We start from the raw sequence: 25503 nt of genomic DNA on the forward strand, positions 1-25503 counted from the left end.
AGTTAATCAGCCTCGCCGCCCGAACCATTGCCGCATTCTGCCAGCACCTTGCCGATCGCAGCACCCGAGCCTTTCAGCGGAAAGCTCGCCGTGCCGCATTTGTCGGCCGAGGCCGTCACCTCGCCCTTGCCGCGCAGCAACGCCAGCAGCTGCGCTTGCCAATTGTCCTTCTCCATTTCGTGGAGCCCTAAAACGCGGGCGATAGCGCGAGGGTCCGTCCGCGGTGTTGCCGGTGGAGGCGATTGCACCAGGTATTGACGACAATCCGACCGCCGACGATTGCAAGGAGGTAAACCGACCACCGATGATGCAACCGCCATCCGCCAGGTGGTCGAGACCTGGATGGCGGCGAGCCGGAAGGGCGATCTGGAGACCGTGCTTGGTCTGATGACGGACGATGTCGTCTTCATGGTTCCCGGCAAGGAGCCCTTCGGCAAGGAAGCCTTCACCGCGGCCTCCAGGAAGATGGGCGAGATGAAGATCGACGGTGAGAGCGAGATCGTCGAGCTCAACCTGCTCGGCGACTGGGCCTATATCCGCAACCGCATCGATATGACCGCGAGACCGCCCGGCGGCGAGCCGGTGCGGCGGTCCGGCTATACGCTGACGCTGCTGCGCAAGGAGAATGACGGCCGCTGGCGGCTGGCGCGGGATGCGAATTTGCTGGCGGCAACAGGGTAGGGCGCGGCCGCCGGAACTGCCTATCCCCTTCTGGGGCGAGGAACCTTGTCCTGCGAGCACCGCGTTGGGGATCGCCGGCGCGAATGCCCGCTGCCTCGCCCTTACTTTCGCCACGGCGGCTCCGGCGCGAAGCGCTTGCCGATCCAGTCGGCGAAGGCGCGACTCTTGGCGGCCTGACCCTTGGCCGAGGGCATGACGACATAGACCGCGCCCTCGTCGGCCAGCGTCCAGTCCTCCAGGATCGGCACCAGCCGGCCGTCGGCGAGCTCGCGCCCGACCAGCCAGTCGGTGCTCATCATCAGGCCGACGCCTTGCACCGCAGCCTCGACCAACACTTCGGCATCGTCGCTGACCAGCGGCCCCGAAACCTCGACGCGCACGCTCCGGCCCTCATGGTCGGTCATCTCCCAGATCGGAAACGTCTGGAAGCCGGTGAAGCCGAGGCAGCTGTGCTCAAGCAGCGCCTGCGGCGTTTCCGGCCTCCCCCTTCGCGCAAGATAGGAGGGCGCGGCGCAGAGCAGCCGGCGTCGCGTCGCCACCTTGCGCGCCACCAGGCGCGAATCCTCCAGGCTTCCCAGCCGGACAGCGACGTCGAAATTCTCGGCGACGAGATCGGCGAAGCGGTTGGAAAACTCGGCCTCGATGCGCACATCTGGGAACTCGGCGAGAAACTGCGGCAGGAACGGGGCTATCCACATGCGCCCGAACGTGCCGGGCAGCGCTAGCTTGAGCAGCCCGCGCGGCCGGCCGCCGGCATGCGCGGAGGCGGCGGCTTCCGCCTCGTCGACCGAGGCCAGGATGGCGCGCACGCGCAACAGGAATTCCGCGCCCGCCTCGGTCAGCGACACGCTGCGGGTTGTGCGGTGGAGCAGCCGCACGCCCAGCCGTTCCTCCAGCGACTGCAGACGACGCGACAGGATGGTCGCGTCGCGCCCGACCCTCGCTGCCGCCCTGGTGAAGGAGCGCGCCTCGGCGACGGCCGCGAAAGCCGCCATTTCGGCAAGGGCGGAGGGTTCAACTGATTGCTGCATGATTTGCAATACTCAAATGCAAAGTCTAACGATTATCGAGTAATAGCGCAGCAGCTAGGTTCGCTCAACCCATCCATCGATCACCCACGGAGTGAACCCATGAAAGCCATCGAACTCAGCCAGCCGAGGCTGGACGCCTTCCGCGCCGCCAGCGTCGCCACGCCCGAACCCCAACGCGGCGAGGTGCTGATCCGCCAGCGCGCGGCGAGCCTGAATTTCGTCGATGTCGCTGTGGCGAGCGGCAACTACCCTGGACCGGTCTTCCCGCTTATTCCCGTTGCCGACGGTGTCGGCGAGATCGTCGCGCTCGGCGAAGGCGTGACGAGCTTCAGCACGGGCGACCGCGTTGTCGCCCACGCCAAGCCGCGCTGGATCGGCGGCCGGCCGCGTCCTTACGAGATGACGCAGATGCGCGGTATCTCGTTGCCCGGGTCGCTGGCCGAATATGTCGCGCTGCCGGCCAACTCGGTCGTACCGGTCCCGGCGCATCTCACCTTCGAAGCGGCCTCGACCTTGCCGATCGCCGGCACCACCGCCTGGAACGCCATTCGCGCCGCCGATGTCGGGCCGGGCTCGGTGGTCGTGCTGCTCGGCACGGGCGGCGTCTCGATCTCCACCTTGCAACTCGCCAAGGCGGCCGGCGCCACCGTCATCATCACTTCGTCTTCGGACGAGAAGCTGGAGCGGGCCAAAGCGCTCGGCGCCGATCATCTCATCAACTACCGCGCGACGCCGGACTGGGACGGCAAGGTGCTGGAGTTGACCGGCGGCCTCGGCGCCGACCTCGTCGTCGAGACCGGCGGCACTGCCACCTTCGCGCGCGCCGTCAACGCCACTGCGCCCGGCGGCACGCTGTTCACCATCGGCTTCGTCACCGGCGCCGAGGCCACGGTCAATCTGCTGCCGATCATCATCAAGGCGCTGAAGGTGGTGGGCAATAACACCGGATCGGTCTCAGACCTGCGCGACGCCGCCCGTGCCATCGGCGCCGCTCGGATCGAGCCGGTCGTCGACAAGGTGTTTTCACAAAACGAGGCGACTGAAGCCTACACCTACATGGCCGCCGGCGGCCTGCATTTCGGCAAGCTGGTGTTCGGCTTGGATTGGTAGGAAGAGCTGACGCAGGAGATGGGCGAAAGCGGCTGGGCGCCCAGCGCGGCCGAAGAAAGCGCAATCCCCCTTTGCGGGGAGATTGGCTCCTTTGCCGCCGGCTCCAGCCTGGATCCACTTTCCGCTCGATAGGCAGGCGCGCCGATTCGAGCTGACATTTCCAACCGGTTCGATGACTACTTCGAGTGAATTCTTGTCCAGAACAGCAATGAAATAGTTCTGGCATGATCAGGCTTGCCCACGTCGCGTGGATTGGGGGGCGCTGCTCCGCTGTCTTCCGGCGATAGGCACCCTCACTGGGCCGGCTGAAACAGTTCCACCAGATTGCCGGACGGATCGACAAGCAGGATCTGGAAACCGCCCGGCCCTTTCACGATTTCATTGCGGAAGCTGAGGCCCGCCGCCCGCAGGCGGGCAACCTCCGCCGCAAGATCCTCGACGATCAGGTGGATGCGGTTCCAGCCCCCTGGGCCCGGCCGCTCGCCGTCGGGCATCGGCCTGCCCGCTGAGCTGGTCGGACCGCTGAGGAGCAGCCGAAGTGCTCCCCTCGTGACATCCGCGAAGGCCGGCGCATGGTTGGAAAGCTGCTTAAAGCCCAGGTGTTTAGTGTACCAGGCCAGGGCCTCGTTGACGTCGTTGACCATATATCGGACATTTACAGTCGTGGACATCGTCTTGTCTTTTCCGAGAGGCGGGTGAGCAATCTAGTGCGCTTCACCGTTTCATGGAACGGCGAAATGCACCACCTCTTGTGCAATTCCGGACAGCAAACCGCTCACAGCTTTCCTGGAATTGCTCTGGCCGGCTTACCGCCAGGCTGCCTCATTTTTCTGCTCATAGTCCCTGAATGCCTTGATCAGCCCGCCCAGCACCTCCGCCGACGTTTCGAACATTGCCTTCAATTGAGGTTCATCGATCTTTGTGATGTCTTCCCGGAGGTGATTTTGAATCTCCTGGAATGCTTTCTGCATTTTCTGCGTGTGGTGCCGCGGATCGCGGTCGGCTGCACTTGCCATTGTCGATCTCCATTCTTGGAGTGCTCGACGGCAAACGCAGGCGATGTAGGACGGGTTCCGGGCACCGCCGCAGGAACTGCCAATCTTCCCACGAGAGGGAAGATCACGCGCTCCAACGGCGACACCCTCAGATCAACTTCTCCAAGGTAATCGGCAAATCCCGTACCCGCTTCCCCTTCGCGTGGAAGACAGCGTTGGCAATCGCCGGCGCGATGCCGACGATTGCCAGTTCGCCAACGCCCTTGCCCCCAAGGGCGGAGGAGTGCGGGTCGGGGATGCCGACCGAGATTGTCTGGATGTCGGGAATGTCGGCATTGGTCGGCAGCATGTAGTCCGCGAAATTGCCGTTGACGATGCGGCCGTGGCGGCGGTCGACGATACCTTCCTCGAGCAGCGCCTGGCCGATGCCCATGATGATGCCGCCCTTCCACTGGCTCTCCGCCAGCTTGGGGTTGTAGAGTCGGCCGGAATCGAGCGCCGACACCACGCGCGACACGCGCACCGTCCCGAAATCCTCGTCGACCCGCACCTCGACAAAATGCGCGCACCAAGAATGGCGCGAATAATCGCCTTCTGTGTGTGGGATCGACATGGCTATCGTGGTGTAGTTCTTGTAGCGCTCCTCCGGCGTCGTGCTGGCCGGCAGCGTGTCGCCCTTGGCCTCGATGTGGTCGCGGCCGACGGCGCTCATGAGTTCGGCGATCAACAGCTCCGGTCCTTCGCCGCGTGGCGATGCGATGCGGCCATCGCGCACGACGAGCGTATTCGACTGCAGCTTCTGGAACGGCGAGCGCGGGTCGGAAAGCGCCAGCCCGATCAGCTCGTCCAGCGCCTGGCCGGCCGCCTTGTGGACGGCGCCGGTCATAACGCCGGCAAGCCGCGAGCCGCCGGTAACGCCGGCGCGGGCGAAATGCGAGTCGCCGAGCTTCACCGTGACATTCTCCACCGGCACGCCGAGCGTTTCGGCGGCGGTCTGCGCCAGGATCGTGTAGGTGCCCTGGCCCATGTCGATGGAGGAGCTTTCGACCACGACCGAACCGTCGGAAAGCAGCTTCACCACCGCCTCGCCATGGGCGCGCCGCACCGGATAGGTGCCGGCGGCAACGCCCCAGCCGACGAGTTGGTGGCCGTCGCGCATCGAGCGCGGCTGAGGTGAACGCCTGGCCCAGCCAAAGGCTTCCGCCCCGGCGGCAAAGGCTTCGCGCAACTGGCGCGTCGACCACGCCTTCTTCGCATGCGGATCCTGTTCGGCATAGTTGATCAGCCGCATCTCCATCGGATCGATGTTGAGTTCATAGGCGAGCTCGTCGATGGCGCATTCGATGCCGAAGGCGCTCGGATTCTCGCCCGGCGCGCGCTTTGCCCCCGGCACCACGGTGTTGACCCTCACCACATTCTGCTTCGAGGAGAAGTTGGGCGTGGCATACATGATCGAGGTGACGGAACCGAGCGGCTCGACCCACATGCCGTCCACGGCCGTCTCGTTGACGCCACGATGCACGATGGACTGGATCTTGCCATCCCTGTCGGCGCCGATCGCAACGGTCTGACGCGTTGCTGCGCGGCCGCCATAGGACGTAAAATTCTGCGGGCGATTGAGCACCAGCTTCACCGGCCGGTCGAGCATCTTGGCGGCAGCCGCCGCCACCGCGCTGTGCGCCAGGGCCAGCGCCTTGGAACCGAAGCCGCCGCCGATATAGGGCGAGACCAGCCGCACATTTTCGAACGGGATCGAAAACCACTCGGCATAGGTGCGCGCCATGCCGTCCAGCCACTGGCTGGGTTCCCAGATGGTCAGCTCGTCGCCTTCCCAGCGCGCGATCAGCCCATGCGGCTCCATCGCCGCCTGGAATTCGCGCGGCGTGTTATAGGCCGCGCAGATGCGCACCGGCGCCTCGGCGAAAGCGGCTTCAGCGTCGCCCCATTCCTTGGTCATGGCCTCGATCGGAATGCCGTCGCCGGCCTTGCCGTCGCTCAGGTCGACGATGGCAGGTGTCTCGTCATACCAAACCTTGACGAGTGCGGCCGCCGCCACTGCCTGCTCGAACGTCTCGGCCACCACGGCCGCGACATGCTGGCCGGAAAAGGTGACCTCGCGCACGAGCGGCGAGAAGGTGGGCTGCGCCGGCGCCTTGCCGAACCAGTCCGATGCGCCCCTCAGTTCCATGATGGTGTCGGGCGTCAGCACGGCGAGCACGCCGGGCGCGGTCTCGGCCGCGCGCGTGTCGATTGCTGTCACCTTGCCTGCGGCGATGGTTGCGCCGACCAGCACCGCATGCGTCAGCCCTTCGAGCTGCTGCTCGACGGCGTAGTGCGCCGCTCCGGTGATCTTGGCGGGGCCGTCGACGCGCGACAGGCGTCCGCCGACCGCTTCGAGGCGCGCGCTGTCGGACGCTGCGTGTTTGATGTCATGAACGGTCATGCCGTTTCTCCCAATTTGAGGATGGCGCGCGCGATCACGCGCGGCGCCAATGCAATCTTGTAGCGGTTGGCGCCATGGTCGACCGCGCCTTCCATGGCGAGCTCGCTCGCCTCGCGGATCGTCGCTTCGTCGAGCGCTTTGCCCTTCAGCGCATCCTCGACGGCGCGCGCCCGCCACGGCTTCGTCGCGACGCCGCCGAGCGCGACGCGGATGTCGCGGATGGTGCGGCCATCGCCTTCGAGCTCCAGCCCGACCGCGGCGCTGGCCGCCGCGAATTCATAGGACTGGCGGTCGCGCACCTTGATGTAGGTCGAGCGCCTGGCCGCGGCCGAGCCGGGAATCTCGATTGCCGTGATCACCTCGCCCGGACGGATGTCGTGCTCCTGCTCGGCCGTCGCGCCGGGAGCCAGGAAGAAGTCCTCGACTTTGAGCTTGCGCTCGCCGAGATCGACCTCGGCGTCGAAGGCGACGAGCGCTACGGCGAGATCGCCCGGATAGGTAGCGATGCAGGCCTCGCTCACGCCGAGCACGGCATGGCCGCGCGTCACGCCGCCGATCGCAGAGCAGCCGCTGCCGGCCACGCGCTTGTTGCAGGCCGGGAAGTTGGCGGGGTCGCGGAAATAGGGGCAGCGCGTGCGCTGCATCAGGTTGCCGCCAATCGTCGCCATATTGCGCAGCTGCGCCGACGCCGCCTGCCAGAGCGCTTCAGAGACGGCGGGGAAGAAGCTCTTCACCTCGGCATTGTCGGCGACATGGCTCATCTTCGCCAGCGCGCCGATCAAAGCGCGGTCGGCGCTCGCATCGATGGCGTTGAGCCCTTCGATATGGCTGATGTCGATGACGGTGGCGGGTTCCGCGACGCCGCATTTGGCGAGGTCTACCAGTGTCGTGCCGCCGGCCAGCAGCATAGCGCCGGGAAGGGCGGCCGCGTTGCGGGCGGCCTCTATATTGTCGGCGCGGAAGTAGGAAAAATCTCTCATGAGCGCAGCTCCTGTGCGGCCTGGCGGACGGCGGCGACGATGTTCGGATAGGCGCCGCAGCGACAAAGATTGCCGGCCATGTATTCGCGGATCTCCTCGTCGGAGCCGGCATGGCCCTCGCGGATGCAGGCCACCGCCGACATGATCTGCCCCGGCGTGCAATAACCGCACTGGAAGGCGTCCTGTTCGAGGAAGGCGGCCTGTACGGCGTGCAGCGTGCCGTCCTCGTCGGCGAGCCCTTCGATGGTGGTGATCGAGCGGCCCTCGACCTGCGCGGCCAAGGTCAGGCAGGCGAGCACCCGTTCACCGTCGACATGCACTGTGCAGGCGCCGCACTGGCCCTGGTCGCAGCCTTTCTTGGTGCCGGTGAGGTGGAGCCGCTCGCGTAGCGCGTCGAGCAGCGTCACGCGCGGCTCGATGTCGAGCGCGTGGGTCTCGCCGTTGATGGTGAGGTGGAGGGAAAGCGTGGTGGGGCTAGGGGTTGAACCGTTGGCGGCAATGCCGTTCCTGAAATGGCCGTCTTCGGGAGGATCGATGATGGTCTGGCTGGTCATGGGGCGTCGGGCTCCGATTGCTGGACGCTAGGGATGGAAATGGAACTTGGCAGGGGAGGGGCAAGGGTGACGATGGCGGGTAGGTGCCGGCAGCGAAGAGTCTGATCTCCCCCCTTGCGGGGGAGATGCCCGGCAGGGCATAGGGGGGTGTGACGGAACGCGGCGTTTGCGATCGACATTCGCCGTGGAAAAACTGTCGCGAAGGTGCACCCTAACAAGCCGAGACGTCGGCGGGACAGCACCCCCCTCTGGCCTGCCGGCCATCTCCCCCGCAAGGGGGGAGATCAGCAGCTCCGCCGCCCCACTCCGGCGGCCAGGGTACGCTTCCCGTCCTTCTTCACGTGACATACCGCTTCCCCTGGTTATATGATAAAAGCGCTCCACTAAAGCGGAGGTGCCTCCGTTTATTTAATTGGGGTCTGGCCAGCCATGGTTCAACCCCCCATATTTGCGTTGGTGGAGAAAAAAGTGCCCGAGCAGGAAATGACCGAAGCGACGCGCGACGCGCCGGTGCAAAAGCCGCTGCGCGCCGATGCGCAGCGCAACCGCGACAAGCTTGTCGAGGTGGCGGCACAGGCTTTCGCCACCGATGGCGTCGACGCTTCGCTGGAGGAGATCGCCAGGCGGGCAGGGGTCGGCATCGGCACGCTCTACCGCCATTTCCCGACGCGCGAGCATCTGGTCGAGGTGGTTTACCGCCGTGAGGTGGAAGGGCTCTGCCACGCCGCCAGGGAACTGGTTCAGATGCATCCGGCCGATGTCGCGCTCGAACTGTGGATGCAGCGCTTCGTCGACTACATCGCCACCAAACGCGGCCTCGCCACCAGCCTGCGGATTCTGCTTACCACGAATTCGACGCTGTTCTCCGACACGTCCGGTCGTGTCTCAGGCGCGATGCGAGGCCTGATCGAGGCCGCAGCCGCCTCGGGCAAAATCCGCGCCGACATCGACGCCTCCGATGTGATGCATGCGCTGGGCGGCATCTATTCGGCGCCGAACACGCCCGACTGGCGCGAGCGGTCGGGGCGGCTGGTGAAGTTGCTGATGGATGGGTTGCGCTTCGGGGCAAGGGGCTGAGGCTGCCATCCAACGTCTCCCCGACTGGCATTCCCCAACCCACGGCCTACATAGTCGCCACCACCCTCCCTCCCAAAAGGATCCTGCCATGTCTGAACAGCTCAAACTCAACGACGGCTCGACCATCCCGCAGATCGGGCTCGGTGTATGGCAGGTCGATCCGGAGATCACCGCCAAGGTTGTTCGCTGGGGCATCAAGGCGGGTTATCGCCTCATCGACACCGCCGAGGGTTATCGCAACGAGGAAGGCGTCGGCGAGGCGATTCGTTCAGCCGGCGTGCCGCGATCAGAACTCTTCATCACCTCCAAGCTGCGCAACGGCGCGCATCAGCGCGATGCCGCATTGCGCGCCTTCGACGACACGATGCAAAAGCTCGGCATCGACCAGATCGATCTTTTCCTTATCCACTGGCCGGTGCCCAGCCAGAACAAATATGTCGAGGCCTGGAAGGCGCTGGTCGAGCTGCAGAAGGCCGGGCGCATCAAGTCGGTCGGTGTCTCGAATTTCAACCAGGACCATCTGGAGCGCATCATCGGCGAGACCGGCGTGACGCCGGTCGTCAACCAGATCGAACTCCACCCGCGCTTCCAGCAGCGCGACAAGCGCGAGTTCCACAAGGAGCACAACATCCATATCGAGAGCTGGAGCCCGCTGGGCAGCGGTCGGCTGCTGGCCGACCCGACGCTGGAGAAGCTCGCCAGGAAGCATGGCAAGTCTGTAGCGCAGGTGATCATCCGCTGGCATTTGCAGGAAGGGCTGGTCGTCATCCCGAAGTCGATCCACCAGGAGCGCATCGCCGGCAATTTCAACGTGTTCGACTTCGAGCTGGATGCGGACGACATGCAGACCATCCGTGGCCTGGACTCCGCCGACGGCCGGACGGGGCCGGACCCGGCGACAGCGGCGTTTTTGTTCTGAGGATTAGGCTCTGCCTTCCCTTGTGGAGGAGGCGCTTAAATCCCCTCGCCATCCACCAGCGGTACGTCATCTTCCTCCCAGGGGCTCGGCATCGACCCGCGCCCTGCGGTCGGCAGCGGCATCCAGCATCTGAGCTCCGGTTCTGCATATTCGACGATGCGGCCGGGCGAGGAGTCCGAGGCTCGCCAGCCTTCCTCGCCGAACTGGTCGGCGCGCGACCAATAGGCCATGTCGACCTCGGCCGGTCCTTGCTCGGAGGAGCGCACCGTCACCAGGATGCGGCTGCCGTCCCGCGGCGCGCTTGCCATGTTGCGCCACTGTTCGGTCTCGTCCATGCGATCTCCTCCTGCTGAACCAATTCCAGAAAAACCGGCCGTCGCAATAGTCGCCGCCCGCCCGCAAGGGGTCAACCCGAACTTGGAGCGCGACAGGCAATTCATTCACAGCTAATATGTCATTGGCCGCAATCGGACAGACGACGATGGATGAAGGATTGCTGTCTCCGGTGACCCGTCTCGGGCCGGTCCATCTCAAGGTGACCGACGTGCCGGCGGCCTTGAATGTCTGGCGCGACGCGATTGGGTTGGCACTGCTTGGCGAGGACGCCACCATGGCGGAGCTTGGCGCCGGCGGCCGGACGCTGATCGTGCTCCATGCTGGCGCGGAGGCACCGCTGCCGCAGAAGGCGCGCGATCTCTTCCACGTCGCCATCCATATCATCAGCCGCCGCGATCTCGCGCATGCAACCGCCCGCCTCAAGGCATCCGGCTTACGGTACAGCGCCCAGGATCACCTGATTTCGGAATCGCTCTATGTCTCCGACCCCTCCGGTAACGGCATCGAGATCTGCTTCGACACACCGGAGCGGTTGCTGCGCCGCGAAGTGTCGCCCAACGGCCGCGTGGCGCTGATTGCCACCGACGGCAGCGCGCATTCGGGGATCGAGCCGCTGGACGTGTCGGGCCTGCTGCGCGACCTCGGCAATTCCGGCAATATCGAGCCGAAGATGGCGCAGGATGCCTTTATCGGCCACATCCATTTGCGCGCCCGCGCGCCCGAGATGTTGATGAAATTCTATCTCGGCGTGCTCGGCTTCCGGCCGCATATCCAGTCCCGGACCTTCGGCATGTTCGACTGCGGCACGGAGCGCCGCGCCCATATGGTGGCCTTCAACATCTGGGCGCGCGACGAGCTGCGCGAGCCGCCGCCGGGTGCAGCCGGCCTCGACCATTTCACCATCGAGCTTGGATCGGCGCAGGAGCTCGCCGCCGTGGAGCGCAGGCTCGAAGCGGCCGACACACCGATGAAAAGGGACGGTCGCGTTATCTCGACCGCCGATCCGGAAGGCAACCGCCTGCGGCTCGTGGTCCAGGGAGATTAATCGCAACCGCTTGAAGACAGGAAGAAGTGGAGGAGGGGGAAATGTCGCTGATGGTGATTGGAACCGGCTTCGGCCGGACCGGCACGGATTCGATGCGCGAGGCGCTGACCATGCTCGGCTTCGGTCCTTGCCACCATATGTCGGAGGTCATGGCGCATGAGGAGCAGAAGCGGCTCTGGCGGGCGCTGGCCAGGGGCGAGGCGCCCGACTGGGCCCAGCTCTTCGCGGAATACAAATCCTGCGTCGACTGGCCCTCGGCGCACTATTGGCGCGAGCTGATCGAAGCCTATCCGCAGGCGCGCGTCATCCTGACCTGGCGTTCGCCCGAAAGCTGGTGGGAGAGTTTCGAAAAAACCATCCTGCCGGCGATCGTCGCCAGCACCGACCAGGAGTCGCTGGGCATCGCGCTCGTCGCCAAGCAGGTCTTCGGCGGCCGCCCGCAGGACCGCGCCCATGCGATCTCCGTCTATCGGGACAATGTCGAGGCGGTGCTGAGCACCGTGCCGGCGGAGCGGCTGCTGGTGCACAAGCTCGGCGACGGCTGGGCACCGCTCTGCGCCCATCTCGGCGCCCCGGTGCCGGACGAACCCTATCCCAGCCGCAACAGCACGCGGGAGTTCCGGTCGGCGCTTTCGCTGTAGTGAAGGGAATAGGGCAGTAAGGCAGTAGAGGAATAGGTGGAAGACGCGACGTCGACGCAGTTCCGATTTACCTACTGCCTTACTGCCCTATTCCCCTTAGACATGCACGTCGCCGAAGGACAGCTCCCCGTCGTCGGCGCGGATCAGGAACGCCGCGGCAAGCAGCGCGAGGTAGCAGCCGGCCACGCCGCACACGACGACGACGCCGGGGATTGGGCCGAGCGTCGCCACCCGGAACGTATCGACGAGCGAGGCGCCGAAGCCGATGGGAGAGCCTTCACGCGACAGGCTCGGCGTGGTGATCTTCAGAATCCAGGCAAGCAGCAGGATCGTGTACATGAAGATGTAGTTGCGGCGCAGCCGGCGGATCAGCGCCGCGCGCTGCGTGATCAGGAAACGCGGCGAGCGCAGGCCTTCGCCGAGGATGGCGAGCCAGTTGGAAGCGTAGTCCGGCTGTGGCGAAAAAATCTGCGCGAAGTAGTAGCGCTCGAACTGCCGCACACGGGCGCGGTAGACGTCGAAAAAACGGTAGCGCCGCGCCTCGATCCACAACAACAGCGTGATCAGGAGCATGGCGAACAAAAGCACGCCGTGATGCGCGCTGGGCGTCGACAGCGACACCGACAGCATCGCTGCCACCACGGTGATCGCCCAGTTGCTGGTGCGGTCGAGCCGGTCGCGCCACCCGGCCATGCGCGCGATCTCGGCGCGGTGGAAATGCGACAGCGTCGTGGTGAATTCAGCGGAGCTGAGCTTCAGCGCCAGCGTGTCGGAAGCTCGCGGCGGTGCGGCCTTCTCGGTGGATCTTGCCGGCGCAGCCACCTCTGTCGACCTCGCCACAGCCGCGTCTGTGGATTTTGCGGCATTCGTCTGGGACATTCTGCCATGCGCCTCCCGCCGCCATGGCCGGCCGTCCTCGCCTTAACATCGACCGGCCACACCCCTGTCTCTTCAACGTGCGGCCGGCCAGAATGTTCCCACCTTTTCAGGCGGATAGATCAGGATGCAAGTGGGGGAAGACCGCCATTCGCGCGCCGCGGAAAGGGCAGCACGTCGGCAATCGGCCGGGCATGCTGGGCTGCCGCCACAGCCTCGATCACAAGGTCGAGCGCCGCGAGCGCGGCGCGGCTCGTTTCATCGTCGCCGCGCAGGTAATGGCACGCCCGGTCGAGGTGTAGGTGGGCGGCGGCAAAGTCGCTTTTCATCAGCTTCTCCTTGTTGCCCCGCCTCGGCGGCCAACATCGTCGAGTCGCTTTACCGGGAAGCAAAGATCGGCGGCAGCATTTGATTAGAATTGTAGGAAGCGTTTCCTCGCCCCCGCAAAGCGGGGAGAGGTGTCCGCGAAGCGGACGGAGAGGGGCTTCGTAGGGCGGAAGTCCTCCTCTTCGAAGTGCTTTTGCCGGTCGAACCGGCGCTCCCCTCTCCGTCTCGGCTTCGCCGAGCCACCTCTCCCCATTTCATGGGGCGAGGAAATGGCTGCCGCCCCCGTGCAACCGATCCTTACGCCAGACCGTTATGTCCGGGCGAGGAATGAGGGGTGCATAAATTGCCCAACATGCTCAATCGGGGAGCGTCGCTGTCGGTCTGGATCGCGCTTGGTGCTGTGGCGCTCGCCTTGATGCCCACCGTAGCTTTCTCCGCCGAAAAAACCGGCATGTCCTCGGAGGGCATTTTCGTTGCCGAGTTGATCCTGCTTCTGGTCGTCGGCCGCGGCATCGGTGAAGTGCTTGAGGCGCTTGGGCAGCCGGCGGTGATGGGCCAATTGATCGGCGGCATCCTGCTCGGACCTTCGCTGCTCGGCTGGGTCTGGCCGGCGGCCGAGCGGCTGGTCTTTGCTGGCGACGCCTCGCAGAAATCGATGATCAACGCCATCGCTCAGCTCGGCGTCTTGATGCTGCTCCTGCTTACCGGCATGGAAACCGATCTCAGGCTCGTGCGCCGCGTCGGCCGCGCCTGTTTTTCCATCTCGGCCGCCGGGGTGGCCGTGCCCTTCGCGCTCGGTTTCATCGCCGCGCAGTTCATGCCCGACACGCTGCTTGCCGCCGGCAGCGAGCGCATCGTCGCCGGGCTGTTCCTCGGCACCGCGCTTTCCATTTCCTCGGTCAAGATCGTCGCCATGGTGGTGCGCGACATGAACTTCATGCGCCGGGATCTCGGTCAGGTCATCGTCTCCTCGGCGATCATTGAGGATACGATCGGCTGGGTGATCATCGCCATCACCATCGGCATCGCCACCCAGGGACGGATCGAGATCGGCAGCCTGGCCTTCACCATTGCTGGCGTTGCCGCCTTCATGGCGTTTTCCTTCACGCTCGGACGCCGCATCGTCTTCGACGCCATCCGCTGGACCAACGACACCTTCCGCTCCGAATATGCGGTGGTCACCGTCATCCTCGCCATCATGGGCGTGATGGCTTTGATCACCGACCTGATCGGCGTTCACACCGTGCTTGGCGCCTTCGTCGCCGGAATACTGGTGGGCGAATCGCCGATCCTGTCTCGTCACATCGAAGGGCAATTGCGTGGCATCATCACGGCGCTCTTCATGCCGGTGTTCTTCGGCGTCGCCGGCCTGTCGGCCGACCTCACCGTGCTTGCCGATCCTCAGCTCGCGCTGCTCACGGTGGCGCTGGTGGTGATCGCCTCGATCGGCAAGTTCGGCGGCGCCTTCATCGGCGCCGAGGTTGCCGGCATGAGCCGCGCCGAGGGCATTGCGGTGGGCTGCGGCATGAATGCGCGAGGCTCGACGGAGGTGATCGTCGCCTCGATCGGCCTGTCGATGGGTGTGCTCTCGCACAACCTCTTCACCATGATCGTCACCATGGCGGTCATCACCACCTTGGCCATGCCTCCGACATTGCGCTGGGCGCTGCGCCGGCTGCCGATCGGCGAGCAGGAAAAGAAACGCCTGGAGCGCGAGGAGATCGACCAGCGCGGCTTCGTCGCCAATCTGGAGCGGCTCCTGGTTGTGGTCGACGAAGGCATCGTTGGCCGCTTCGCCGCCTATCTCGCCGGCGTCATCGGTGCCGGCAAGCCGACGACCGTGCTGCATTCCAGCGGCGAGATCGATGCCGAGCCGACCGAAGGCCTGCATCTGGAGGAAATCGAGAAAGGTGCGGAGGACAGCCGCGAGGCGGCCAGGAAATCCGACGAGACGCCGGTGCGCGAAGCGCCGGTCACCCGTCGCCAGCATGAGGAGCTCTCGACCGACGCGGTCGCCAAGGAAGCGCGCAAGGGCTACGGCATGCTGCTCGTCGGCCTCGGCCGCGCGGTCACTTCCAAGGGCGCATTCTCGCATCGGCTGAACGAGGTCGCCGGCGCCTTCGACGGGCCGCTCTGCCTGGTGTTGAAGCCGGCGACCGCAGGCCGTCAGATGCCGCAGCTCGGCCCGGAAGCCGGCAAGATATTGGTGCCGGTCAACGGCACGGCGGTCGCCCGCCGCGGCGCCGAACTGGCGCTGGCAATAGCGGCGGTCACTGGCGCGTCGGTCAAGATGCTCTATGTCGCCAGGGTCGGTCGCGACGAGCTACGCGACACCGTCTCGCACCGCCGCAGGGAAGCGGTGCTGAAGGACATCGTCGCCCTTGCCGACCGCTATGGCGTCGAGACCGAGACGGCGATCCGCAGCAGAGCCGCCGCCGCCGATGCGATCGCTCGCCAGGCCGGCCGCAACGTTGCACTGATCGTCATGGGCGTGGCGCGGCGCCAGGGCAAGGAGCTGATCTTCGGCGAGACGACGACCGGCGTCCTGCGGCGCAGCCCATGCCCGGTGGTGCTGATCTCCGACGAGCGGGTGAAGCGCGACGAGAGCGACCGCGAGGCAGTGCGCACGGGCACGGGGACCGGGTGAGGGGATTGGCTAATCTCCCCCGCAAGGGGGGAGATCACATCAGCAGGTCTCAAGCCATCTGCAGCTTCTGCCGGCTTGGCTGCGGCGGGAAAGCGATGGCGATGCCGGCGGCACCCAGTCCGATCAGCGCCGAGCCGATGAACAGCCAGTGGTAGCTGGCGGTGGCATCATAAATCATGCCGCCGGCGAGCGGCCCGAGCGACATGCCGAGGCTGGAGAGCATCGTGGCCGCGCCGAGGATGGTGCCGATGATGCGCAGGCCGAAATATTCGCGCGCCAGCACCGCGTAAAGCGGCATCACGCCGCCATAGGTGGCGCCGAAGATGACGGCCAGAAGGTAGAACTGCTCGAGCTGGCCGACGGTGAGGTAAGCGGCGATCACCAGTCCCTGGATGGCGAGCCCGGTGACCAGCACCGGCTTCACGCCAAGCCGGTCGCCGAGCACGCCATAGAGCACGCGCCCGCCAAGGCCGGCCAGCCCCTCGACGCTGTAGATCGACACGGCCGCCATCGGCGCGACGCCGCAGGACATGGCATAGCTCACCATATGGAAGATCGGGCCCGAATGCGCCGCGCAGCAGGCAAAGAAGGTGAGGCCGAGCACGATGAATTGCGGCGAGCGGAGCGCCTGGCCGACGCTCATGCCGGGATCATTGGTGACGGGCGCCGGCGTCCCGTCGCTCACCGCGGCCACGGCCGGCGGCTGGCGCACCAGCAAGACGGCGGGCAAAAGCAGCACCCAGGCCACCACGCCGATATCGAACATGGCGGTGCGCCAGTCATAGGCGGTGATCAGCCAGCGGGCGAAGGGCGAGATCGTCATCGGCGCGACGCCCATCCCGGCCGAGACCAATGAGACGGCAAGGCTGCGGTTGGTGTCGAACCAGGCGGTGGTGAGCGCGATCATCGGTGCGAAGAAGGCGCTGGCCGCCAGCCCGACGATGATGCCGTAGCTCAATTGGAAGACGATGAGCGAGGTGGCCCGGCTCGCCACCACCAGCGACAGACCAAGCAACACCGCGCCGGCAAGCACCACGGGCCTGGCGCCGACCCGATCATAGATCGCGCCCCAGGCGAAGCCGCCGAGGCCCATCACCAGGAAATTCAAGGTCATGGCGCTGGAAATGCCGGTGCGCGACCAGTTCGTGTCGAGCGACATCGGCTCCAGGAAGATCGCCAGCGAAAACATGGCGCCAAGCGCCACGCAGGTCATCAGCGCGCCGGCCGCGACGATGACCCAACGATAGGAATGGTTCATGATACTGCTCCCATGCCGTAAGGCATCCTGTTTGATGCGGCACGGTTTTTCCAGTCCACCGGGCCGTTTGCGTCCGAAGGACGCCGGGGCGGGAGCCGATCCTACAATCTGGTTGCATTTTTTATCTGGATTTTTTTGAGGGACCGATTTCGGCGTCCCGGGCGCTGTCCCGCGCGTGGCTGAGTGTCAGCTGCCGGCAGCGCCGTCATTGACCGCACATCCGTCCCATCTAGATTTGACCTCCCAACCAGGAGCATCCCATGGAACTCTATCGCGGCCGGCTCATCGATCACCTTCACCTGGTGGTGCGCGACATCGAGGCCAGCCGGCGCTTCTACAGCAGCCTGTTCGAAGTGCTGGGCATCCCGATCGGCGGTGGCGCTGAGGACCATTTCTGGGCCGATGAGCTGTTCGTCTCGAGCCCCGACAGCCGTTCCGCCCAAGGTGTGCTCACCGGCCGTCACCATCTCGCCTTCCAGGCCAAGGACCGCGCCATGGTCGACGCCTTCTACCACGCCGGGCTTGCCGCCGGCGGCAAGGACAATGGCGCGCCGGGCGAGCGCCGCTACCATCCCGGCTACTACGCCTGCTTCCTGCTCGACCCCGACGGCAACAACGTCGAGGCGGTGTTTCATGGGCCGGCGAAGCGGAGCGCGGATGCGGTGGAGATCAGTTTTTAAAGCGCGTCGCGATCTTCAGGTTCATCCACGCGCTTTAGGGTTTTGACCCTACGCATGTCTTTGCCCCAAACCCGCTCTCACCCTCGAGACATGCCTTGGGGAAGGCGCCGGTGCGCTTCTATTCCTTCACCGCGCCCGTCATCGACGAAACATAGTGCTCGACGAAGAAGGAATAGAGCACCACCACGGGCAGCGAGCCGATCAGCGCGCCGGCCATCAGCGCGCCCCATTCGTAGACATCGGAGCGAACGAGTTCGGTGAGCACGCCGACCGGCACCGTCTTTTTCTCCGAAGACTGGATGAAGGTCAGCGCATAGATGAACTCATTCCAGGACAAGGTGAAGGCGAAGATGCCGGCCGAGATCAGGCCGGGCACCGACAGCGGCAGCACGATCTTGGTGAGGATCTGCCAGCGGCTCGCGCCATCGATGAGCGCGCATTCCTCCAACTCGAAGGGGATCGAGCGGAAGTAGCCCATCAGAAGCCAAGTGCAGAACGGGATGAGGAAGGTCGGATAGGTCAGGATCAGCGCGAACGGCGTGTCGTAAAGACCGAGGTTGAACACCATCACCGACAGCGGAATGAACAGGATAGAGGGCGGCACGAGATAGGCGAGGAAGACGGCGAGGCCAACCTGCCGCGCGCCCGAAAACCTCAGCCGCTCGATCGCATAGGCGGCAAGCACGGCAGCCGCCAGCGACAGGAAAGTTGCGGCGGTCGAAATGATGATCGTGTTGAGCAGCCAACCTGGATAGGAGGTCTCGAAGAGCAAGTAGCGGATGTGCTCCAGCGTCGGATGCACGACCCAGAACGGATTGTAGTTCACATAGTCGGTCATCTCGAGATTGGGCTTAACCGCCGTGATCGTCATCCAGTAGAACGGAAACAGCAGCACGATCAGAAACACCAGCAGCGGCAGATAGACCGTCACCACCCGCCGCGGAAGGCTTTGCAGGTAGCCCATGCCGCCTTCGTCGGTCTCCAGGCGCTCGACTCCCTTGATCGCGGCCATGTCAGTCTCCGCCGCCTTGCTGCCATCTGCGCCGTTGCAGCCCGAAATAGCTGAACAGGATCGCAGCCAGCAGGAAAGGAATCATGGCGACCGCGATTGCCGCGCCTTCGCCCAGTTGGCCCCCCGCAATACCGCGCTGGAAGGACAATGTGGCCATCAGATGCGTGGCGTTCACCGGCCCGCCGCGGGTCAGCACATAGATCAGCTGGAAATCGGTGAAGGTGAACAGCACCGAAAACGTCATCGTGATGGCTATGATCGGCGTGAGCAACGGCAGGGTCACGTAGCGGAACAGCTGCCAGCGGCTGGCGCCGTCGAGCGTAGCGGCCTCGTAGAGCGATTGCGGAATGGTCTGCAGTCCGGCAAGCAGCGTGATGGCGACAAACGGAATGCCGCGCCATACATTGGCCGCGATGACCGAGGCGCGCGCATTGGTCGGGTCACCGAGAAAATTGATGCGGTGGTCGATCAGGCCCATCTGCTGCAACGCCCAGGACAGGATCGAAAACTGCGAATCGTAGATCCACCAGAAGGCGATGGCCGACAGCACCGTCGGCACGACCCAGGGCAGCAGCACGACGGCGCGGAAGAACGACTTGAAGGGCAGCTTCTCATTGAGGATGAGAGCCAGCCAGAGGCCGAGCACGAATTTTAGGATCGAAGCGCTGACCGTGTAAAGCAGCGTGTTGAACACCGAGAGCCAGAAGACGCTGTCGCTCCACAGATATTCGTAGTTCTCGACGCCGATGAAGATGCCCGGTCGGCCGATGCGTGTGTCGGTGAAGCCGAGCCAGACGCCGAGCCCGAGCGGATAGGTGAGAAAGACCAGGAGCAGCGCCGCCGCCGGTAGCATGAAGCCGAAGCCGAGAGCGTTCCTGCTCTCGGCGAGCCGCGACAGGATCGACGGGCGCGACTGAACGGCAACGGACGGCACGGCCATGGCGCGAGCTCCTTGTTATGCGGGTGGAACTGTGGCTGACCGCGCTTGGCTTGGGTAAGCCCGCAAAGCGCGGTCATCCTGCTTCAGCTACGCCAGTATCAGACGCGGTAATAGCGGTTGGCGCGTTTTTCGGCCTCTTCCATCGCTTCCTGCGGCGTCGCCTGGCCCGTCACCGCCTTGGCGAACATGTCCACCAGCACGTAATCGGCCATTGTCGCGGCGGATGCATAACCGAGCGGCCCGGCATAGCCGTTGGGGCGCAGCGTCGCCGAGGCTTTCGCGTAGGCCGCATTGTTAGGGTCGGCCTTCCAAACCGGGTTATTGTCGAAGGCTTTCAGCGTCTGGCAGCAATAGCCCGCCGACGAAGTGATCCAGTCGGACATTTGCGGGTCCTCGAACATGAACTGCAGATAGGCCTTGGCGGCATTGGGATAGGGCGTGTAGTTGAAGATGACAGCCGTGGTCACCTGGAAAAGCTCGACCGATTTCCCGACCGGACCGATCGGCATGTTGGTCGTGCGGATGTCCTTGGCGATCTCGGCCAGCTTCGGGTCCTTGTCCTTGTTGACCTTTGCTGTGTTGTAGACTGAGATGCCGTTGGCGATCACGCTCACTTCCCCGGCCAGGAACGCGCGGTTGTTGTTGACGTCGAGCCAGCTTTCGGTGCCGGGGATGAAGGTCTTGTAGAGCTCTTGCGCATACTGGATCGCCTTGAGCGTCTCCGGACTGTTGATCGTCACCTTGCCCGCTTCGTCGACCATCTGGCCGCCATGGCTCCACAGCAGCCAATGCGCGTAATTGTTGCCGTCGCCAACGCCGTGGCCATGGGTGAAGCCGGCGGGATGGCCTTTCGCCTTCAACGCCTTGCAAAGCTCCAGGAAACCGGCTGTGTCCTTGGGGAATTCGGAGAAGCCTGCCTCCTTGACCCAGCTTTCGCGGTAGACGATGGCGTTGCCGATGGTGGCCAGCGGCAAGCCGATGAACTTGCCCTCGCGCGTCGCATATTGTTTCGGGCCGTCATGCCAGCCGCCATACTTCTTGCCGAGATAATCACCCAGTTCCGACACATCGAGCAGCTTGTCGGGATACTGGTGCGGGTCGTCGAACCAGACGAACATCAGGTCGGGGCCGGAGCCGACATTGGCGGCGACCGCCGCTTTGGGACGGATGTCTTCCCAGCTTTCCTTGTCGACGCGCACCTCCACGCCCGTCGCCTCGGTGAACCGCTTGGTATTCTTCAGCCACTGATCCTCGTCGCCCTGCACGAAGGGCGACCAGCGCAGCAGCCTGAGCTTGGCACCTTCCTCGGGTTTGTAGGTCAGGCCTTGCTGGGCGAAAGCGCTCGAGCCGACGAAGCGGCTGCCCAGGGCTCCGGCCGCCGCGGCTGCGGTCGTGCGGATTACATCGCGTCTGGTGAACTTCATGCTCGTTTCCTCCTGTTGCTCCTGTCGTTGCCTGGTTTTTATCGCGCCGTCTCGATTCGCTTGCCGGTTTCGCCGTGGAACAGGTGGATCGGGCCAGGGTCGACCGACAGCCGAATGGTTTCCTCCGGCGCGAAGGAATGGCGCTCGCGGAAATTGGCGACGATGTCCTCCCCGCCAGCCGTCCGGCCGATGATCTGCACTTCCGACCCGGTCGGCTCGATCACCGCCACCTTGACCGGAATGCCGTCGTCAGCCAGCCGCAGATGCTCGGGTCGTACTCCGAGCACCATGGCTTCGCCGTTGCCGATGGAGGGAGCCTTCCGCAAAGGCACGGAAATGCCTCCCGCGCCCCGGAAAGACGGTGGGCCATCATTGGCGAATGCGCCCTTGAGCAGGTTCATGGCGGGCGAGCCGATAAAGCTTGCCACGAACAGGTTGTTCGGCCGGTCGTAGAGCTCCAGCGGCGGTCCGATCTGCTCGACGAGGCCGTCATGCATGACTACGATCTTGTCCGCCATGGTCATGGCCTCGATCTGGTCGTGGGTGACATAGACCGTCGTGGTCTTCAGCCGCTGGTGCAGCTCCTTGATTTCGGCCCGCATCTGGACCCTCAGCTTGGCGTCGAGATTGCTGAGCGGCTCGTCGAACAGGAACACCTGCGGATTGCGCACGATTGCCCGGCCCATCGCGACTCGCTGGCGCTGGCCGCCCGAAAGCTGGCGGGGATAGCGTGACAGAAGCGGCACCAGCCCGAGGATTTCGGCCGCCCGCTTCACCCCGGCATCGCTTTCAGCCTTCGGGACACCCTTGAGCATGAGCGAGAACGCCATGTTCTCGGCAACCGTCATATGCGGATAGAGTGCGTAATTCTGGAAGACCATGGCGACGTCGCGCTCCTTCGGCGCAACGTCGTTGACGATACGGCTGCCGATCGAGATATGCCCCCGCGAGATTTTTTCCAGGCCCGCCATCATCCTGAGAAGCGTCGATTTTCCGCAGCCTGAGGGTCCCACCAGCGTGACGAACTCACCGTCGTCTATATCGACGCTGACGCCATGCAGGATCTGGGTGGCCCCGAACGATTTGTAGACATCGCCAATCGCGACAGACGCCATCGAACTCCTCCCGATGGTCCCTGCGAATCTCGCGGGGAGCCGTTCCAATCAAGGTGTGGCTGAAACGGATGCCGGCAAGCACCCACCACTGGCGTCGGCGACGTTTGCCCCAGCTCCCCCCGGGTCACGCGACTGTGAAACGGTAGCGCTACCACATCCGCCTGTAAAGCGGCGGCGCGCCTTACTTACTTTCGCCGTTGAAGACAGTTGAGCGAAGGCTGCGCTGAAGCGAAGTGGATCCAGCCAGTTGCCGAAGGACCGCCGATTCAACTTCAAACGACCGCTGATGGATATTAGACACCGTTAATGCAATAGATTTCAGCGTGTCCGGGAAGAGCCGACTGCTGCCGAGTCAGACCGCCAACGGGATTGGCCGCTATCCTTTCAGGACGCGCGCCTTACTTTCCGCCATAGCGCAGGGAGAGGGCGGTCGCTGCCGCTCTTGCCTTCGTTCTCAGCCTCCGCCCAGAAACGCTGCGATCAGCTTCAGCATGTTGCCGTCCTGTCGGAACTCTACCTTGTCGAAATCGCGGCTGCCCTGGCGCTGCGCCTTGGAGAGCTGGTCGAGATAGGCCGTCAGCTCCGCCCGGACCTTCTTGCAGCCGGGATCGTTCTGAGCGGTCAAGCCGGTGCTGAAGGCGACGATCTTGTCCACCATGTCGACGATGCCGGCGCCGTGCACCTTCTCATGTGCGATCAGCCCGGCGGCGAATGTGTCCCAGCGTGCCTGCAAGGCGGGCGCCAGCTTTCCCGCCGGTTTGGGCAGCGTGTAGGTGATGATCAGCTTCGGCCGCGCCGTCTTCAGCACACAGGCATTGCCTTGCGGCTGGTAGTCGCGCTGCCAGGTCAGCTTGAAGAAAGTGTGCGCGATGACGCGCCGGGTATTGCCGGCCGAGTCCGTGCCGACCACCGGTCCCTTCTCGCCGATCGAGAAGTAGAGCTGCTCAGCGCTTTCGCCTAAGACGGCATAAGTCTCGATCTTCTCGATGGGCTTCCAATCGGCAAGTGCCGGCGTGGACAGGAGCAGGGCAGCAAGGAGAAGGGCTGGCTTCATGGGCGAGCCATAGCATTGGGCCTCGTTTGGAAGAAGCCGGCCCGCGGATTTTCGGAACCCGCTCCACCGGTCGATCGTTTCCTTGGGCAATCGTCTCGACCCATGGGGGAGGACAAGATGACCCGCAATGAGATCATTTCCGTGCTGGGACCGGTCGACGAGGCTGTCATCGCCGATATCGCGCTCACCGGCGCCAGCCTCGAGGAATTGCGCGAGGCCTTCGCCTGGATCGGCGCCGACGAGGCGTTGGTCAACGAAGGCCACGCCATGCCCGGCGCCCGCGTGGCGAAACTGATCGAAATCCTCGAACCTCCCGAGGACGAGCCCGAGACGCCGGCCGTGGAATAGAGCGCCACCTCTAGGTGCTTCTCCCTACTTGTCGCAGCACACCTCCCGTCTTAGCTTTTGCCGCTTGGGCGGGAGGAGAGGCCTTTGGACACCAATGTCGTCATCGTCGGCGCCGGCCCTGCCGGGCTCGCCGTTGCCGCCTGCCTCAAACAAGCTGGGCAGGATTTCATCATCCTTGAAAGGGCCAAGGAGGTTGCGCCGTCCTGGCGCCGGCATTACCGGCGGCTGCACCTGCACACGGTGAAATCCCTCTCGTCGCTGCCCTTCGTGCCGTTCCCGAGGAGTCATCCGCGTTATGTGCCGCGCGAGAAGGTCGTGGCCTATCTCGATGGCTATGCCGAGCGTTTCGGCCTCGAGCCGCACTTCGGCATAACAGTGAAATCCATCCGCCGGGAAAGCGATCGGCTGCTGGTCCAGACCGATGCCGGGCTCTTCAATGCCCGCAAAATTGTCGTTGCCACCGGCAACAACGCCCAACCGGTCATGCCAAGCTTCCCTGGCATCGAAGCTTTTGGGGGCAAGGTGCTGCACAGCGCCGCCTACACAGAGGCGGCATCCTATGTCGGCAAAAACGTGCTGGTCGTCGGCATGGGCAACACGGGCGCGGAGATCGCGCTCGATCTTGCCGAGAGCGGCGCCCACCCAACCATCTCGGTGCGCAAGGGCGTCCACATCGTGCCGCGCCAGCTGTTCGGCCTGCCGATCCAGATGGTGGGCATCGCCAGCCGGCCGATGCCGCAGGCGCTGAACGACTGGATGTTTCCCAAGATCCTCGATCTGGCGCTGGGGCGGCTGGAGCGATACGGGATCGTGCGGCCGAAGCAGGGCATCCTGCAAGGGATCGATGCCGGCCGCATCCCGGTGATCGATGTCGGCACGGTGGCGGCGATCAAGCAGGGTCGGATCAGCATTGCGCCGGACATTGCAGGCTTCACCCCGAACGGCGTGAAATTCGCCGACGGGGTGGAGAGGAAGTTCGACGCGGCGATTTTCGCCACCGGCTACCGTCCGGGCTACGACGCCTTCCTGCCGGCGGAGCTTAGGCCGAACAAGAGCGGCGTGAATGCCCGCGCGACGGAGCTCGGCGTCTATCTTGTCGGCTTCTACAACCCGGTCACCGGCCTGCTGCGCGAGATCGGCATAGAGGCGCAGGCGGTGGCGAAGGATATTGCAGGGCGGTGAGGCATCAACGCCGCTGACCTTCCTCTTGGGGTGGAGATCAGCAGTGCCTGAATCGGGTGGTGCTCCTTCGTTCTCCATGCGAAGCCAGTCCCACCAATGGAGGACCGCCATGCTCTCGCTCTATGACTATCTCCCGTCGCAAAATGCCTGGAAAATTCGCGTCCTGCTCGGGCTGCTCGGCATCGCCTACGACACCCGCATCGTCTCGATCTTCGAAGGCGAGAGCCACACGGAGGCCTTCCTGAAGCTCAACCCGGCGGGCGCTGTGCCCGTGCTCGGACTGAAAAACGGCGAGGCGATCGCCGAGTCGAACGCGATCCTGACCTATCTTGCCGAGGGCACGCCCTACCTTCCGTCGGACCGCTTTGCCCGCGCCAAGGTGATACAGTGGCTGTTCTTCGAGCAGTACCATGTCGAGCCCGTCATCGGCTCGTTGCGCTACTGGACGCTGACCGGCCGCCTGGAGCGCAACAAGGCGCTTGCTCCCGGCAAGCGCGAGGCGGGCGTGCGCGCGCTGGGTGCGCTGGAGCGCAGCCTGGCCGACACGCAATTCCTGGTCGGCAATGCCCTCACCATCGCCGACATCGCTGTCTACGCCTACAGCCACCGCGCCGAGGACTGCGGTTTCTCGCTTGCCGACTATCCCGCGGTCGATGCCTGGATGGGGCGCGTCAGCGAGGCGATCGGACCGGATTATCCGGTGCATCCTTACAGCATCGATCCGCATTCGCGCGCCTGAGCCGCCGGAACACGGCGGCGGACAGGGCGTTCTCCAAAAGGCAGCGTGTCGGGCGTCGCCCAATCGGCGCCCGCCTGTTGCGTTCCAAC

27 protein-coding genes are annotated in these 25503 nt (G+C 64.6%); 11 read left to right on the forward strand and 16 right to left on the reverse strand.

Annotation, left to right across the window (positions count from 1 at the left end; translation table 11 throughout):
• Positions 1-2 precede the first annotated feature (2 nt).
• The gene (locus LB565_RS12535) at positions 3-176 is read right to left on the reverse strand and encodes a hypothetical protein (protein WP_224584353.1); all 174 of its coding nucleotides are present in this window, start codon (positions 174-176) and stop codon (positions 3-5) included.
• A gap of 103 nt (positions 177-279) precedes the next feature.
• Here LB565_RS12535 and LB565_RS12540 point away from each other — a divergent pair, with 103 nt between their 5' ends.
• Positions 280-681, forward strand: coding sequence for a YybH family protein (locus LB565_RS12540; protein ID WP_224584363.1), 402 nt, complete (start codon positions 280-282; stop codon positions 679-681).
• Between the two features lie 101 nt (positions 682-782).
• On the opposite strand, the gene LB565_RS12545 is transcribed toward LB565_RS12540, so the two are convergent.
• Positions 783-1712: a LysR family transcriptional regulator gene (locus tag LB565_RS12545; protein ID WP_224584365.1), complete on the reverse strand. Its 930-nt coding sequence runs from the start codon at positions 1710-1712 to the stop codon at positions 783-785.
• Between the two features lie 99 nt (positions 1713-1811).
• Between LB565_RS12545 and LB565_RS12550 the strand changes: the two genes are divergently transcribed.
• Positions 1812-2822, forward strand: coding sequence for a zinc-dependent alcohol dehydrogenase family protein (locus LB565_RS12550; RefSeq protein ID WP_224584366.1), 1011 nt, complete (start codon positions 1812-1814; stop codon positions 2820-2822).
• A 293-nt stretch (positions 2823-3115) separates the two neighbouring features.
• Here LB565_RS12550 and LB565_RS12555 read toward each other — a convergent pair whose 3' ends face one another.
• The 5 genes from LB565_RS12555 to LB565_RS12575 form a co-directional block, all read right to left on the reverse strand.
• The gene (locus tag LB565_RS12555; protein ID WP_224584367.1) at positions 3116-3493 is read right to left on the reverse strand and encodes a VOC family protein; all 378 of its coding nucleotides are present in this window, start codon (positions 3491-3493) and stop codon (positions 3116-3118) included.
• A gap of 135 nt (positions 3494-3628) precedes the next feature.
• Positions 3629-3838: a hypothetical protein gene (locus LB565_RS12560; RefSeq protein ID WP_224584369.1), complete on the reverse strand. Its 210-nt coding sequence runs from the start codon at positions 3836-3838 to the stop codon at positions 3629-3631.
• Positions 3839-3965: 127 nt separating this feature from the next.
• A complete protein-coding gene (locus LB565_RS12565; RefSeq protein ID WP_224584371.1) occupies positions 3966-6260 on the reverse strand; it encodes a xanthine dehydrogenase family protein molybdopterin-binding subunit in 2295 nt (764 codons plus the stop codon).
• Positions 6257-7240 carry an FAD binding domain-containing protein gene (locus LB565_RS12570; protein ID WP_224584373.1) on the reverse strand — a complete coding sequence of 328 codons (984 nt, stop codon included), beginning with the start codon at positions 7238-7240 and terminating at the stop codon, positions 6257-6259. Before LB565_RS12570 ends, LB565_RS12565 begins: the two co-directional genes overlap by 4 nt.
• On the reverse strand, positions 7237-7794 hold the full coding sequence (locus LB565_RS12575; RefSeq protein ID WP_224584375.1) for a (2Fe-2S)-binding protein: 558 nt from the start codon (positions 7792-7794) through the stop codon (positions 7237-7239). Before LB565_RS12575 ends, LB565_RS12570 begins: the two co-directional genes overlap by 4 nt.
• A gap of 483 nt (positions 7795-8277) precedes the next feature.
• Between LB565_RS12575 and LB565_RS12580 the strand changes: the two genes are divergently transcribed.
• Together LB565_RS12580 and LB565_RS12585 are read left to right on the forward strand one after the other, a co-directional pair.
• Entirely contained in the window at positions 8278-8871 is a 594-nt protein-coding gene (locus LB565_RS12580) for a TetR/AcrR family transcriptional regulator (protein WP_224584551.1), read from the forward strand.
• 88 nt (positions 8872-8959) lie between these two features.
• Entirely contained in the window at positions 8960-9790 is an 831-nt protein-coding gene (locus LB565_RS12585) for an aldo/keto reductase (protein ID WP_224584377.1), read from the forward strand.
• Between the two features lie 35 nt (positions 9791-9825).
• Here LB565_RS12585 and LB565_RS12590 read toward each other — a convergent pair whose 3' ends face one another.
• Positions 9826-10125, reverse strand: a complete 300-nt coding sequence (locus LB565_RS12590) for a hypothetical protein (RefSeq protein WP_224584379.1) — start codon at positions 10123-10125, stop codon at positions 9826-9828.
• Between the two features lie 146 nt (positions 10126-10271).
• Here LB565_RS12590 and LB565_RS12595 point away from each other — a divergent pair, with 146 nt between their 5' ends.
• Together LB565_RS12595 and LB565_RS12600 are read left to right on the forward strand one after the other, a co-directional pair.
• Complete coding sequence (locus LB565_RS12595) at positions 10272-11171, forward strand: VOC family protein (protein ID WP_224584381.1); 900 nt, start codon at positions 10272-10274, stop codon at positions 11169-11171.
• A gap of 41 nt (positions 11172-11212) precedes the next feature.
• Positions 11213-11812: a sulfotransferase family protein gene (locus LB565_RS12600; RefSeq protein ID WP_224584384.1), complete on the forward strand. Its 600-nt coding sequence runs from the start codon at positions 11213-11215 to the stop codon at positions 11810-11812.
• A 96-nt stretch (positions 11813-11908) separates the two neighbouring features.
• Here the strand turns inward: LB565_RS12600 and LB565_RS12605 are convergent, their stop codons facing one another.
• Positions 11909-12691, reverse strand: coding sequence for a DUF2270 domain-containing protein (locus LB565_RS12605; protein WP_224584385.1), 783 nt, complete (start codon positions 12689-12691; stop codon positions 11909-11911).
• A 119-nt stretch (positions 12692-12810) separates the two neighbouring features.
• Complete coding sequence (locus LB565_RS12610) at positions 12811-13017, reverse strand: hypothetical protein (protein ID WP_140652129.1); 207 nt, start codon at positions 13015-13017, stop codon at positions 12811-12813.
• 413 nt (positions 13018-13430) lie between these two features.
• On the opposite strand from LB565_RS12610, the gene LB565_RS12615 reads away from it, so the two are divergent.
• Positions 13431-15662, forward strand: a complete 2232-nt coding sequence (locus LB565_RS12615) for a cation:proton antiporter (protein WP_224584553.1) — start codon at positions 13431-13433, stop codon at positions 15660-15662.
• Between the two features lie 49 nt (positions 15663-15711).
• On the opposite strand, the gene LB565_RS12620 is transcribed toward LB565_RS12615, so the two are convergent.
• Positions 15712-16920, reverse strand: coding sequence for an MFS transporter (locus LB565_RS12620; RefSeq protein WP_224584387.1), 1209 nt, complete (start codon positions 16918-16920; stop codon positions 15712-15714).
• 260 nt (positions 16921-17180) lie between these two features.
• Here LB565_RS12620 and LB565_RS12625 point away from each other — a divergent pair, with 260 nt between their 5' ends.
• Positions 17181-17600 carry a VOC family protein gene (locus tag LB565_RS12625; RefSeq protein ID WP_224584389.1) on the forward strand — a complete coding sequence of 140 codons (420 nt, stop codon included), beginning with the start codon at positions 17181-17183 and terminating at the stop codon, positions 17598-17600.
• Between the two features lie 118 nt (positions 17601-17718).
• On the opposite strand, the gene LB565_RS12630 is transcribed toward LB565_RS12625, so the two are convergent.
• From LB565_RS12630 to LB565_RS12650, 5 genes are all read right to left on the reverse strand, one after another.
• Entirely contained in the window at positions 17719-18612 is an 894-nt protein-coding gene (locus tag LB565_RS12630; protein ID WP_224584391.1) for a carbohydrate ABC transporter permease, read from the reverse strand.
• A 1-nt stretch (position 18613) separates the two neighbouring features.
• Positions 18614-19465, reverse strand: a complete 852-nt coding sequence (locus LB565_RS12635; protein ID WP_411909051.1) for a carbohydrate ABC transporter permease — start codon at positions 19463-19465, stop codon at positions 18614-18616.
• A 185-nt stretch (positions 19466-19650) separates the two neighbouring features.
• Positions 19651-20976, reverse strand: a complete 1326-nt coding sequence (locus LB565_RS12640; RefSeq protein WP_224584395.1) for an ABC transporter substrate-binding protein — start codon at positions 20974-20976, stop codon at positions 19651-19653.
• Positions 20977-21014: 38 nt separating this feature from the next.
• Positions 21015-22091, reverse strand: coding sequence for an ABC transporter ATP-binding protein (locus tag LB565_RS12645; protein ID WP_224584397.1), 1077 nt, complete (start codon positions 22089-22091; stop codon positions 21015-21017).
• 454 nt (positions 22092-22545) lie between these two features.
• Complete coding sequence (locus tag LB565_RS12650) at positions 22546-23145, reverse strand: DUF922 domain-containing Zn-dependent protease (RefSeq protein WP_224584409.1); 600 nt, start codon at positions 23143-23145, stop codon at positions 22546-22548.
• A gap of 117 nt (positions 23146-23262) precedes the next feature.
• Here LB565_RS12650 and LB565_RS12655 point away from each other — a divergent pair, with 117 nt between their 5' ends.
• The 3 genes from LB565_RS12655 to LB565_RS12665 all read left to right on the forward strand — a co-directional run bounded on the left by LB565_RS12655 (position 23263) and on the right by LB565_RS12665 (position 25414).
• Complete coding sequence (locus tag LB565_RS12655; protein ID WP_224584411.1) at positions 23263-23493, forward strand: hypothetical protein; 231 nt, start codon at positions 23263-23265, stop codon at positions 23491-23493.
• Positions 23494-23577: 84 nt separating this feature from the next.
• On the forward strand, positions 23578-24675 hold the full coding sequence (locus LB565_RS12660) for a flavin-containing monooxygenase (RefSeq protein ID WP_224584413.1): 1098 nt from the start codon (positions 23578-23580) through the stop codon (positions 24673-24675).
• Between the two features lie 109 nt (positions 24676-24784).
• Positions 24785-25414: a glutathione S-transferase family protein gene (locus LB565_RS12665; protein ID WP_224584414.1), complete on the forward strand. Its 630-nt coding sequence runs from the start codon at positions 24785-24787 to the stop codon at positions 25412-25414.
• The last annotated feature ends 89 nt before the right edge of the window (positions 25415-25503 follow it).

It is taken from the genome of Mesorhizobium sp. CA14 (assembly GCF_020165195.1).
In the GTDB taxonomy this organism is placed as follows: Bacteria; Pseudomonadota; Alphaproteobacteria; order Rhizobiales; family Rhizobiaceae; genus Mesorhizobium.